Origin of the sequence: Paenibacillus sp. D2_2 (assembly GCF_031199965.1) — a bacterium.
In the GTDB taxonomy this organism is placed as follows: domain Bacteria; phylum Bacillota; class Bacilli; order Paenibacillales; family Paenibacillaceae; genus Fontibacillus.
Genome location: NZ_CP133605.1, coordinates 3,183,448 through 3,196,519 on the forward strand (window position 1 = coordinate 3,183,448; position 13,072 = coordinate 3,196,519).

General features: G+C 45.9%; 6 protein-coding genes, 6 pseudogenes and 1 riboswitch. All 12 genes and pseudogenes read right to left on the minus strand.

Annotated features, from left to right (window positions below; genetic code table 11):
• Positions 1-173: 173 nt before the first annotated feature.
• The 12 genes and pseudogenes from RE628_RS16225 to RE628_RS16280 all read right to left on the minus strand — a co-directional run bounded on the left by RE628_RS16225 (position 174) and on the right by RE628_RS16280 (position 13,021).
• Positions 174-1,069 (minus strand): annotated as a pseudogene (locus RE628_RS16225) (sensor histidine kinase).
• Positions 1,070-1,256: 187 nt separating this feature from the next.
• Positions 1,257-1,950: pseudogene (locus RE628_RS16230) on the minus strand (response regulator transcription factor).
• Between the two features lie 107 nt (positions 1,951-2,057).
• Positions 2,058-3,125 (minus strand): sensor histidine kinase, encoded by a 1,068-nt coding sequence (locus RE628_RS16235; protein ID WP_309154060.1) that lies wholly within the window; start codon positions 3,123-3,125, stop codon positions 2,058-2,060.
• Positions 3,126-3,132: 7 nt separating this feature from the next.
• Positions 3,133-3,806: pseudogene (locus tag RE628_RS16240) on the minus strand (response regulator transcription factor).
• A 25-nt stretch (positions 3,807-3,831) separates the two neighbouring features.
• Positions 3,832-5,603: pseudogene (locus tag RE628_RS16245) on the minus strand (ABC transporter ATP-binding protein).
• A 216-nt stretch (positions 5,604-5,819) separates the two neighbouring features.
• Positions 5,820-6,534, minus strand: a pseudogene (locus RE628_RS16250) (MgtC/SapB family protein).
• Between the two features lie 124 nt (positions 6,535-6,658).
• Complete coding sequence (locus tag RE628_RS16255) at positions 6,659-7,156, minus strand: metal-dependent hydrolase (protein WP_309154061.1); 498 nt, start codon at positions 7,154-7,156, stop codon at positions 6,659-6,661.
• A 216-nt stretch (positions 7,157-7,372) separates the two neighbouring features.
• Positions 7,373-7,999, minus strand: coding sequence for an FMN-dependent NADH-azoreductase (locus tag RE628_RS16260; protein ID WP_309154062.1), 627 nt, complete (start codon positions 7,997-7,999; stop codon positions 7,373-7,375).
• A 142-nt stretch (positions 8,000-8,141) separates the two neighbouring features.
• Positions 8,142-10,446, minus strand: a pseudogene (metE, locus tag RE628_RS16265) (5-methyltetrahydropteroyltriglutamate--homocysteine S-methyltransferase).
• A 160-nt stretch (positions 10,447-10,606) separates the two neighbouring features.
• Positions 10,607-10,806: riboswitch (cobalamin riboswitch) on the minus strand.
• An 86-nt stretch (positions 10,807-10,892) separates the two neighbouring features.
• Positions 10,893-11,255 carry a replication termination protein gene (locus tag RE628_RS16270; protein WP_309154063.1) on the minus strand — a complete coding sequence of 121 codons (363 nt, stop codon included), beginning with the start codon at positions 11,253-11,255 and terminating at the stop codon, positions 10,893-10,895.
• A 301-nt stretch (positions 11,256-11,556) separates the two neighbouring features.
• Positions 11,557-12,192 carry a response regulator transcription factor gene (locus RE628_RS16275; protein WP_309159482.1) on the minus strand — a complete coding sequence of 212 codons (636 nt, stop codon included), beginning with the start codon at positions 12,190-12,192 and terminating at the stop codon, positions 11,557-11,559.
• Positions 12,167-13,021: a sensor histidine kinase gene (locus RE628_RS16280; protein ID WP_309154064.1), complete on the minus strand. Its 855-nt coding sequence runs from the start codon at positions 13,019-13,021 to the stop codon at positions 12,167-12,169. The genes RE628_RS16275 and RE628_RS16280 overlap by 26 nt, the downstream gene beginning before the upstream one ends.
• Positions 13,022-13,072: the final 51 nt, after the last annotated feature.

Here is a 13,072-nt window from a genome sequence, read left to right on the forward strand (position 1 = left end):
GTTCATTCCGTAGTCACTATCTGTACCCAGCATTGCTATTTTCCATTATGGATGACATAGCTTGCAGTTCAGATAAGAAATTCTTAAGTTTATCTTAAGATTTCACTGCTTAATTCTTAAAAAATACGACAAGCACAAAAAAACCATCTGGAATGGTCTCCAAATGGTTTAATTTATTCCGAATCATCCTTCCGCAGACGAACCCTGAACATCGTTCGATGCACATTGCTCTCGGCCATAATCGTTCCTTCATGCAGGTCGACGATATGCTTGGCGATCGCCAGTCCAATTCCCGAACCACCGGTGTGTGTCGCCGAGATTTCTCCACGCGATAGAAACGGTCGAATAGATGTGGTAGATCGGCCTCCGGGATCGGATCACCATAATTGATTACCTCTGTGATCACCTCATTCGCCGTTATCTCACCGCGGATATCAATGTATTTACCGCCGCTTCCATAACGGATAGCATTCGTAATAAGATTCTCATACACTCTTCGCAACTTGTCACCGTCTGCATGAACAAACAGCTGTGGCTTGAGATAGAGACGGCACTCCATCCCACTCTCCTGCAACTGCCATCCGAAATGAGATGTAATCTGATACAGCATCTCGGCCAGATTAATTCTCGTCTTCTGTAGCTTCATCTCCATATTCTGTAACCGAGTGAACTCAAACAAGTCCTGGAGCAACTGAGTAAGACGCAGCGACTCTTCATATGCCATATTGACATAATATCGAAGCTCTACCTCATCACGATAACGATCCTGCTCGATCAGCCCCAAATATCCAGTGATAGAAGTCAGCGGTGTGCGAAGATCATGTGACACATTCGTAATCAGTTCACTCTTGGTCTGCTCTGCTCGCCGTTCCTCCTCAATAGAGGTTCTGATCCGGTCAATCATACGGTTAATGTCAGTAGCAAGCTGACCAAGCTGGCCTACGTTCTCGACGGGTATTCTCGATGCCGAGCCTTCCTCAATCTGGTGTACTTCCTCAATCAGCAGCTTTAAATACTTCTCCTCATGCCTGCGCACACTGCGTCTGTAGAAATAGAGAGCGAATAGCATCAGAATCGGTACGCCGGACAGATAGTACACTTCCGGGAACCCGATATACCGGTTGATCCAGACTAATGCTGATTGCAAGGTAAGGTGGGGAAATAGGAAGAAAGTTAGCTTGGCCAATTGAAAGAGTAGCAACAGCGCAACAAGCGAGGTAACTACAGTCCATAATAGCCAGGATAAAAAGCGTAGACTAGCTTTCAATTTTGTAGCCTACCCCCATACAGTCTTGATCAGCGCTTCACATTCCATTTCCTTCTCTATCTTATCGCGCAAGCGACTGATGTGCACTGTAACGGAGTTGCTGCTCTCGAAATATTTATCCTTCCAAATCAGTTCAAAGATCTCCTCCGAGCCGAATACACGCCCCGGATGGCTGGCCAGAAGATAGAGAATGCTGAACTCTATCGGTGTCAGCTTAACCGCTATGCCATCGACAGTGGCGGTATGCGTCTCTTGTCCACCTGCAAAGGGCCGATCTTGATAATATGGCTCGCGCTGGGCGCGATAGGCTGCGCTGAATATGATGATCTACGGAGCAAAGATTTGACCCTGGCTACAAGTTCCAACGGATTAAATGGCTTCACCATATAATCATCAGCTCCAGTCATAAGCCCGGTAATCTTGTCCATATCACCATCTTTGGCGCTTAGCATTAAGATCGGCGTTGTTAAAGTCTCACGAATTTTCAGACATACCGAGATTCCGTCCAGGCCAGGCATCATCACGTCGAGAACGATCAGATCAATCTCACTCTGCTCGATAATCTCGAGTGCCACTAACCCGTTATCCGCCTTGATCACATTGTAGCCTTCATTTATCATATAGATTTCTATCAGCTTTGCTATCTTCTCATCATCATCTACAATCAGTATTTGTTTGCTCATTTATTTCATCCTTTTATCGACTAAAGTCACACATATGATTCTATCATACCATGACGAATAACATCGATTCCAAAATAAACGGTTAAAAAAGGATTACAAGCTATTCATTATTTCCACTGTATTGGAATAAATACTGTAAATTGTGTTCCCTGATCTGGCTGTGATTCTACAGATATCTGCCCTTGATGAATATCAACAATCTTTCGAACGATAGATAATCCAAGGCCGCTGCCACCGGCATCACGATTTCTTGATTTATCCGCTTTATAGAAACGATCAAAGATATATGGGATATCCTCTTTGGAGATACCTACCCCGGAATCGGCAATGATGACCTTAGCACCCTCATCTCCGGTAGTAAGCTTCACCCATATTCTGCCCTTCACAGATGTGAATTTAATACTGTTATTAAGTAGATTAACCCATACCTGGCTGAGTAATTCCTCTACGCCTTCAACATAGATTTCCTTCAGATCCAACTCGATCTCAATCTGCTTAGCCAGCCACTGCGGCTCGGTAGCAAGCACAATTGATTGTAATTGACGATCCAGCCTGAACTTACTATGTTCGAACGAAGAACGATCTGATTCAAGTGAGGACAGCTTAAGCATGTTATCACTCATTTGTGAGAGCCTGCGACTCTCGCTTTCGATAATGTCCAGATAATGCCTTCGCTGCTCTTCCTTCAACTGTGAGCTTCTTAAAGCCTCTGTAAAACCGCGAATCGAGGTAAGCGGAGATTGAATCTCATGCGACACATTCGATATGAAATCCTGCCGCATCATCTCCATCTGGCTTAATTCTCCAGCCATTTCATTAATGCTCTCAACGATCTGTTTAAATTCACGGTACTCTTCGCTCTCATCGAGCTGTACCGAGAAGTCTCCTTTGGCAATCCGACGCATGGCTTCAATAATACGCTTTAACTTGGCAATCTCTCTTTTTCGATAAATTTGTCCAACAAGCATAATGGTGATAAAGAACAGATGAAATCCTACAACGAGGTTGATTACCTGTGATACGTAAGCTGATGAGGGAGCACCCGTAAAATGGTATATTCCACGCAAAATAAACATTGCGCCGAACCATGCTCCGATCAGAACGAGAATTATCCCAAGATACTGAAAAAAATGGGATATGACATGCCAGATTTTCTTCCACATTTTCTTATACATGGTCCTTCTAGCATACCTCCAGACGGTAACCGAGACCGCGAATCGTTACAATTCTAAAGCGATACTTTAGTTCTGGAAATCGCTCCGTAACCGGTTCACATGCACATCTACCGTTCGTTCATTTCCTTCGAAATCATAGCCCCAAATATCTTCAATTAACTGCTCTCGGGTTATCGTCTTACCTGGATAGCTGCCGAGCAAGAACAACAATTCAAATTCCTTGGGCGGCAAAGTCAGGCTATCCCCCTCCGCGATAACCTGAAATGTCTTGCGGTCCACATGAAGTGCACCGATCGTTACGCTCTGTGAAGCAATCACTTGATACCGCTTGAGTAGCGCCCTGACTCGGACGATAAGCTCTGCTGCCTCGAACGGCTTCACCAGATAGTCATCGGTGCCAAGATCGAAGCCCTTGACGATCTGCCTCGTCTCCCCCTTAGCTGTAAGCATCAGAATCGGCATATCATACATGCTTCGCAGCTCTCGGCACAGCTCCCAACCATCCATATTCGGCATCATGATATCTAGGATAACCATATCTGCCCGCTGCATCTCCATCATTTCAAGTGCTTCAACACCGTCGGCCGCTTCCAGCACATCGCCGATCCCAGCCTCTTCAATTAGAACCTTAACCAGCTCACGAATATGATGATCATCATCAACAACGAGTATTTTCGCCATAATCGATTATTCACCTACGATCTATTTATTGTTGCTGAAGGTTAAACTCTGGTGAGGCATCGGCAAGCTGTAATTGCTGCGTAGCGAACTCCCGATACATCTCATGATGCTGCAGCAGTTGTTCGTGGGTACCCGTCCGGTGACTTTTCCCTTCTCGATAAAAATAATCTGATCCGCACCGACAACCGTTGATAACCGGTGAGCGATGACAACCGTCGTTCTTCCCGCCATCAGATTATCGAGCGCTTGTTGCACAACGATCTCCGAGCGACTGTCCAGACTGGATGTGGCTTCATCTAGCATCAATATCTTCGGATCACGGAGCAATGCACGGGCGATAGCAATTCTCTGCCGCTGTCCGCCAGATAACTTCACTCCGCGTTCACCTACATCCGTATTAAATCCCTCCGGCAGCTCTGAGATGAACCCATCGGCATAAGCCATTTTCGCAGCTTGCTCCAGCTCTTCAAGGCTGACTTCGCGTTCAATCCCGTAGCAAAGGTTATCACGAATCGTACCGGCAATCATCGGACTCTCCTGAGACACATAGCCGATAATTCCCCTCCATGAACGGAGTGAGAAGGAATCAATCGGCTCGTTGCCGAGCATTACCCGTCCCTTCTGCGGTAAATAATAGCGCTCAAGTACCTGGAATAGCGTAGTCTTCCCTCCGCCGCTTGGACCAACTACCGCTGTGACAGTACCCGGCTCCATCTGGAAGTTAACCCCTTGAAGGATAGGTTCATCCTGTTTATAACCGAATGACAGATTTTCAATCTTAACCGGAAGCTTCGCATCCGTCACCTCATGACCAGCATGGAAATCCTCCTCCAGCTCGTTCATTGTCTGCATCATCCGCTCGGTTGCACCGTTGGCTTTCTGCAGTTGAGTGAAGAAGGTGCTAAGTTGAGTTACAGGAATAACGATCTGAATCAAATACAGAATAAAGGCTACTAGTTCCCCAGCGGTCAGTACGCCTGAAGATACCTGCATACCGCCATAGCCGATAACTATTACGAGCAGCATCATTAAGACGAAGCTCATTAACGGACTGATCCAGGCCATAATCAGCCCTTCTTTAATCCCGAATTTCAGCAAATTCTGAATGCCTTTGTTTCCGTTCTCATACTCTATTTTTTCTGCGTTGGAGGCTTTCACTAGGCGGATCTCAGATAGCACTTGGCTTATCATCGCTGTGAAGGAGGCTGTCTCATCCTGCATACTGATCGAGACCTTATACATCTTGCGGCCGATCGGTACAAGCACAAGCGCCGCCAGTGGAATCACAAGGAACATAATCAATGTCATCTTCCAGTTCAGATAGATCAGTACGGCGATAGAGCCGATAATGGATATGATACCGCTGAAGAAGCTCGCTACATGCTCGGAAATGAAGGTCTTAATGACTCCCGTGTCATTCGTCATCCGGCTGACCGATTCTCCGGTCCGGTTGTTATCGAAATAGGATACCGGCAAAGCAAGCAGCTTCTTCCACAATTTGTCGCGAACGACGGCAACTACTTTCTGACCGATATAATTCAGCAGGAAGATGGACACACCGGCCGCCAGTGTCTGCCCGATAAAAGCGGCGACCAGACCTACGATCTGCATTCGGCTAATCGATTCCAGAGAGAATCCATCGACCAGGCTCTTAGTAAACATCGGGATAACCAGACCGACCAGCGTAGAAACAACGCTAAGCAAAATCGAGACAATGATTAAAGCCACCGGTGGCTTCGTTTCTTTCATTAATCGATAAAATGATGAGAAATTGGGTTTGCTTATATCTGTTTTCATAGTTCTTCTCCTTGAGTGATTAATAAAGGAAGCTCAAAAAGTCCGCTCTTAGCCTCTAACGAAACGTGACATTGATGTTTTTAAGCAAATAAGGATCTGTAGTTTCATTTAGAAGAAAACTGGCCAAATTGAACATTCCCTGTTCGTTCTTAAGAGAAGAATACCTTACTATTTTAAACTGAAGTTAAACAAACGCACTTCTAGAGGTAATTCAAGCTATAAATTCTCGACCTCGACGCTGGTTACATGATCAATACTCCGTACAAAGTTGTAAATTTCTGTTGTATACTCTTTCTCCGACGCTGCAATCACCATATCAACCCGATGGCGTCCTTCGTCCAGATCCTTGATCTTAAGTCGGCGGATGCGATGTTGTTGAATATGTTTGTCGCCGCTCCTGTCATCTTTGCGTTCAATAATTCGAATCAGATCCGTCACATTACCATGTTCCTCCATAACGATCTTCAAGGATACATCGCGTTGGTTCAACTTATATGGTCCAATCCACTTAATGATATACGGGACGAAATTGACAGCCAGAATCAGCAAAATGACAGCGAACGCAGCTTCAATATAAAATCCCGTACCAATTGCAATACCGATGCCTGAAGCCGCCCATATCATCGCTGCGGACGTTAGCCCTGAGATTCCTTCATTACTGCGGCGCAGAATTGCCCCTGCCCCCAGGAAACCAATCCCGCTAACGATCTGAGCCGCCAATCGCATTGGGTCCATATTGGGATGATCCGGCCCAGCAAATTTCTGAAAGGCTTCAATCGAGACGATGGTGACAAGACAGCTTGAGATGCAGATTACCATACAAGTTTTTATCCCAAGCGGCTTCTGCTTCAGCTGCCAGCTCGATTCCAATGAACAAACCGAATAATAAAGCAATGCAAAGTTTAAACACCATTTCCCAATCTGAGACCATAACATTTCTCCTTCAATTATATTGAGTATATTATTCATTATCCCCAGCCGGTAGAGATATCCATGAGCTCTACCGAACTTAAAGTAAACTCCATTTTATAATGAAGCACAAATAAAAAAAAGACTCAAAATGAGCCCCATAGTGCGAACGGTAAAATAATAGCCAATACAGCTAATGTCGTCCTGAAAATGATCTCCTGCAAAGATCCCGTATCAATCGCGAGTGGCTTCGGCAATAAACGGAATTTCCGATTCAAAGGCCATAGTAGAGCAACTCCTTGATCATTCAGAAGATCGATGAGCGGATGTGAGGCATAAGCGGCTATAATCGTCCAAAAGTAGAAGTCAGGTATAGGGGACAACAAATAACCTAACAGCACTAAGAATAACAAAGAATGTGTCATTGTTCGATGCTTAACGCGAAGTAACTGCAGCAACCATGATAGCGGCAGTAGAATCTTAGCCATCGTTGATCCTCTCTTATCAATATCCGCAAGCGGACCTACTAGGCATCCAATCAGCATCGCTGCTCCTGACTCCCAGGATAGAAGCGGCTGGTTATAGTGGATTATGACGCATTCAGCCGCGACCAGCCCTGCCAAAGTATGTGTCTTCTGAAGCATTCCGTAATTCCTCCGTATCTCTAAGCTGTCCTCGATAATATAGCAATATCAGCACTCCTTATTCGAGCACATGTTCGCATATTATATTATTATAGCAATTTTAAATATTTTTACTAGCTAATATCGTAAATACAAAAAAAGCTATCCCGCAAAATAGATTTGCCGGGATAGCTTTTTATATATATTCGGTAAGATAGTAGTTAGCTACCTACTAAATTAGAAGCGAGCTGCGAGATCAGCTGCACGCTTAATACCGTCTTGAAGAATCTCTTCAGCGCGATCCGGGAATTGATTGTGACCTTCCACAATCACATTCTCAGGATTCTTGATTCCCCAGAATGCAAGTGTGTTAGTTACATAATTCAAGGACATTTCCAAAGCAGCCATTGGTCCTTCGGAGTATACACCGCCGCGAGCGTGCAGCAATGCTACTTTTTTGTCGCCAACCAGGCCTACAGGGCCTTCTGCAGTATATTTGAAGGTCTTACCCGCTTGGTTCAAATAGAACAGGTAAGTCAGAAGTTGTGCAGGAATAGTGAAGTTCCACAATGGAAAAGCAAATACCACTTTATCTGCGCTCAGGAATTGATCAAGGTATGAGTTCGCGAGTTCAACAGCCTTCATTTCTTCTGGTGTTGCTTCAAAACCGTTAGCCAGCTTGTATCCTCCGTTGATCATGTCGTTGTCATAGTACGGAAGATTTACTTCAAATACGTTCACTTCAGCAACTTCATCTTGTGGATGAGTCTCCTTATAGGATTGTACGAAGCTTTCATACAATTTTACTGTTGCGGATTGCTCAACCGGACGGTTGTTAGCTTTGACGAATAAAACTTTAGCCATTTTTATGATTCCTCCTGGTGTAATTCTATTATCCTATCTACTAACTTTTTCTCTTGAGATATAGATAACATAGTAAATTACCCAAGATCATTTGTCAATTGCAGTTTTTAGAAAATTTCCTATGTCTTTTCTCACATTTTCATCATTTTACTTTCAATGAGTTAGAAGTTACTTTCTCTCTATAGGTTTCTGCCGCTGATACCATATGTGACAAAGCTGCGACAGTTTCCTCTTGCCCCCTTGTCTTCAATCCGCAGTCCGGGTTGATCCAGAATAACTGCGGATCTAGCACTTCCAGCGCGCGTTCGATCAGAGACAGCATCTCCTCCTTGGAAGGAACCCTTGGACTATGAATATCATAGACGCCAAGACCAATACCCAGTGGATAGGTCTGCTCCTCGAAGCTGCTGATCAGTTCTCCGTGACTGCGCGACGTCTCGATCGAAATAACATCCGCATCCAGAGCTTGGATGGAATCTATGATATCCTGGAATTCGCAGTAGCACATATGCGTATGAATCTGCGTCGTATCCTGCACCGAGCTAGTTGAAATCCGGAATGCATTCACTGCCCAGTCCAGATACTCCTGCCATTCTTCACGCTTCAGAGGAAGCCCTTCTCGAAGTGCAGGCTCATCCACCTGAATCATCTCGATCCCTGCACGCTCCAGTGCTTCCACTTCTTCGCGCAAGGCGAGGGCGATCTGATAAGCAACATACTTGCGAGGAATATCGGTTCGTACAAAAGACCAGTTCAGGATGGTAATCGGCCCGGTCAGCATGCCTTTAACTGGCTTCTGAGTGAGCGTTTGAGCGTACTCTGTCTCTTTTACAGTCATAGGCTGACCGAATTCCACATCCCCGTAAATAATCGGCGGCTTCACGCAGCGCGTCCCATAGGACTGAACCCATCCACCACGTGTAAAAGCAAAGCCTGGCAGTTTCTCACCGAAAAATTCAACCATATCCGTCCGTTCGAACTCTCCATGTACGAGCACATCCAATCCAATTTCCTCCTGGATGCGGATCCATTTATCAATTTCAGATTGAATGTATTGGTCGTATTGTTCCGTGCTCCATTCACCTTTGCGCCACTTCTGGCGTGCCGAGCGCACTTCCTTCGTCTGTGGGAAGCTGCCGATTGTCGTCGTCGGAAGCAATGGCAATTGCCACTTCTGCTCCTGCTTCACTCTGCGTACATCGAACTCATTCTGCCTTTCTGCTGGTTGCTGCAAGGCCTGCTCGACCTGACTACGAACATTCAGGCGATTGCGAACCGGAGCTGCTGATAATGCATTGAGGGACTGCTCGTTCTCCGTGAATAAGGAAGGAACTGCTGCGCTGCCGAACACTGCCTTCAAGCTAACTATCTCATCCAGCTTCTCTTCCGCAAAGGCCAGCGCATTCTTCAGAAGAGGTTCCAGATCCGTCTCCCCTTGCAAGCTGACTGGTACATGCAGCAAGCTGCTCGCTGGCTGCACGATAATCTTCTCGGCCTGTGGCGATAGCTCTATGATCTCGTCTAACAGTTGCTTGGTTGCTTTCAAGTCGCTACGCCAGATATTGCGTCCATCTATGATTCCAGCTCCGAGTACCTTGCCAGCCGGATAGCCAAACTCGCGAAGTGCCGCCAGATTGCCCTCCAGACCATGTACGAAATCCAATCCGAACCCCTGTACCTGGCAAATCAATCACCTGTTGATATTTGGATGCCGCGGCGAAGTAGGTTTGTAGCATGACTGAGATTCCTGGCACTTCCTGAGCAATTGTCTTGTATATCGAACTCAGATGCTGGATATCCTCGGCGGTTATCTCGGTTACAAGGGCCGGTTCATCGATTTGAACCCAGGCTGCGCCTTCAGCCGCAAGCTCACGCAGTACTTGAATGTAGAGTGGCAGAAGCTTGTCGATCCATGCGCCAAATTCACTCTCAACATAACCCTTGGACAACTTCAGGAACGTATACAAACCAAGCAGCACGGGTCTGCCCTCGATTTGCAGAGCTTGCTTCGCTTCTCGGTACGCCTCGAGCGGATAATTCACAGTTAGCTTCGGCTCTCTATCTCCAAGCTCAGGTACGATATAGTGGTAATTCGTATTAAACCACTTCGTCATCTCACTGGCCGCGGCCTGTTTATTTCCTCTGGCGATAGCGTAATAGGTGTTAAGTGGCACAGCCCCACCGTCATACTCGAACCGTGCTGGGACTAATCCGAACATAACCGCAGTATCTAGCACATGATCATAGTAGGTAAATTCACCGACCGGAATGATTTCGATTCCTTTATTTTGCTGCGTACGCAAGTTGTCCAGTCGAATCGCAGTTAAACGTTCCCGCAGCTCAGACTCAGCGATTTGCCCTGACCAATAAGCTTCGATCGCTTTCTTCCACTCCCGATTCCGTCCAATCCTTGGGTACCCTAAATTTCCGCTTACGATTTTGCTCAATTCAACCAACCTCCATGAATAATTTTGATGGGATACAGGTTCTCAGAGTCCATGCCAGATGAAATAAAAAGAGGCTCCCTTTAGGCAATGCTAAAGAGAACCTCTGTATTCGATATACAATGGCAGTAATCTTTAACACTTCCCTATCTCCCGTAGGTAATTCAGTGTTGTCAGAACAGGCAGGTCTCCTGGCTCCAGAATCTACGTCTTCATGCTGCCTTCCCGATATGACTTATATCAGTGGCAAGAATCGCATCAAACTCCTCTGTTACAGTGGCGGGACCGCGCCGGTATCGCACCGGACTTCCCTTTTAAGTTCTCAATTGTATTACCGAGAACACCTATTCCCACAATATTTAATTGATAGGTAATTTGAATCTAAACTTTATTCTTTGTTATCATCTTACTATGTATTGGGACAGTAGTCTTATCGGAATTAACTATAACTAGTTATAATTGTCCTGAACCGCTTTCTGCAACATGCCGATACAGCGATCCAGGTCAGCCTTCATCTGTTTCTTATACAGCTTGGCCTTATCCCGTCCATCTTCCGTAAAATGATAAAGCACGATCTCCTGAAAATCTACGCTGGGATCATTCCCCTTCAACTGCTTGGTCCGGTACAGTACTCCTTCCTGCACCAGTTCATGCAGTGCGCGGTAAATCTCACTCAGCGGAGGTACATACCCGAACGGCTTGAATTCCTCCTTCATTTCCTCCAACATCTGATAACCATACCCGCGTCGCTGCTCCACCTTCGTAATTAGAAATAACTTAATGTAAGCCCGTTGAGCGATCATAAAAGCCATGGGGCAGTCACCTCCCTTTTGTTTCCAGTATACATAAGCTATGAAATTTTCACAATAGTCGCTTTAATACGTTCTTTTAAAGGAATATTTGTGTGACTAGATAGTTGAGCTGGTGTAGATAAAGGTGAGAGTAACTAGGTAACATGAATTTGATTTTACTATTAAGAATTTTTCATATAGTGAATTTATATAAACAGTAGGTTTGGCCTGCCTTATTGGCTATTTTTTCTTTCCCGTTGTGAATTATGGAACTAGGGATTTGGGGCTTATCCTTTGGGCTGTTTTAACATCCCTATGAGTATTAAATCCAACCTTGCTCCATGGCATAACGCGTAAGTTGTACGCGATTCTCTAGGTGGAGCTTATGCATGATGTTCTTCAGATGGTTCTTAACTGTCTGATCAGAAATGTCGAGAGCCTTAGCAATCTCCCGATTAGTCATCCCTCTCGCAACCAAGTCGAGTATCTCGCGTTCACGATTCGTAAGCGGATGATGACCGGTCTGATTCGGTTTCTGCAATGAGAATTCCTGTAAAATACGCAGGGCTAGTTCACTCGTCATCGGCGCCTCTTCACTTGCCACCGCACGAAGGTATTCAAGCCAGATGCCTGGCTCGAGATTCTTCAGCAAATAGCCTTGCGCCCCCTGCTTCAAAGCCTCAAAGAGATAAGCCACATTGTCGGAGACGGTGACGAGCACAATTTTCACATAAGGGAACTTCAGCTTGATCTCTCTTGTTGTCTCCAATCCGTCCTGTCCCGGCAGATGAATGTCCAGCAGAATTAGATCCGGCATCCACATCTCCGTCTGAAGTACAGCCTCTTCCCCACTCTCAGCAAATCCGATAATTTCAAAGCTCTCATCCTCCGAGAGAATGTCACTCATCGCCTCACGGGCATGAGGATGATCATCAACGATCAATACGCGGGTTCTCATCATTTCCATAACCTCCTTGAATCATAATACTAGTCTCTCCAGCCGATGACTCCACGATTAAACTCCAATGCATCTGCTCCGCTCGCTCCTTAATAATCCGCAGTCCATACCGCTCCGGCGTTAGTTCACCTACCACGAAGCCATTTCCTCGGTCGATAATCCTTACTTGAAAAGCACCCTCTTGCTCATTTCCCTGCACAAATATCTCCTGAACTGCAGCGTGCTTACCAGCATTCACGATCGCTTCCCGGATACAAGCGAGCAGTTCTAACTTCTCTTTGGCCGACCATCGGTCCTCTGACAGCGCCCAATTCAGATGTAGAACCAGTTGATACTCATCAGCTATCTGCTGAATCCGCTCCGGGAAGGAGAGATGGTTACCCTCTTCGTCAATGTCCGGCGGCAGCTTCAGATCGGAGATCGCCTGCCTGACATAGCGATTAACGTCTTGAATCGTCGTTCGGAGCTCGTCCAGATCTACTGCTTCACCACTGGATTTCTGCCTTCTCTCTGCCCTATCCACCTTGACAGACAGCAGGAACAGAGATTGAGCGATGCCATCATGCAATTCACGGGCTAACTGCTCTCTTTCTTCCCAGCTCGCCTTATGGGCCCGCTCCTTCTGAAGTTCCTCCTGCATGCTTTCCAGATTGCGGAACCATTTATATTGCAAAGTTACACTGATCATAAACAGCAGCATTGGCGTTAAGTAATTTCCTGCCTCCATCGATAAGTATGGCATCAGAAATTGATGCCTAACGTACTCCCAAATCCCGATCAGCAACGTCGGGACGATCAAGATCATCCATTTAAGCTGTCGATACGACATGCTGCACCTCCATTAAATGTGCATTTTTCGAATTAGAAGTTATAACTTTTC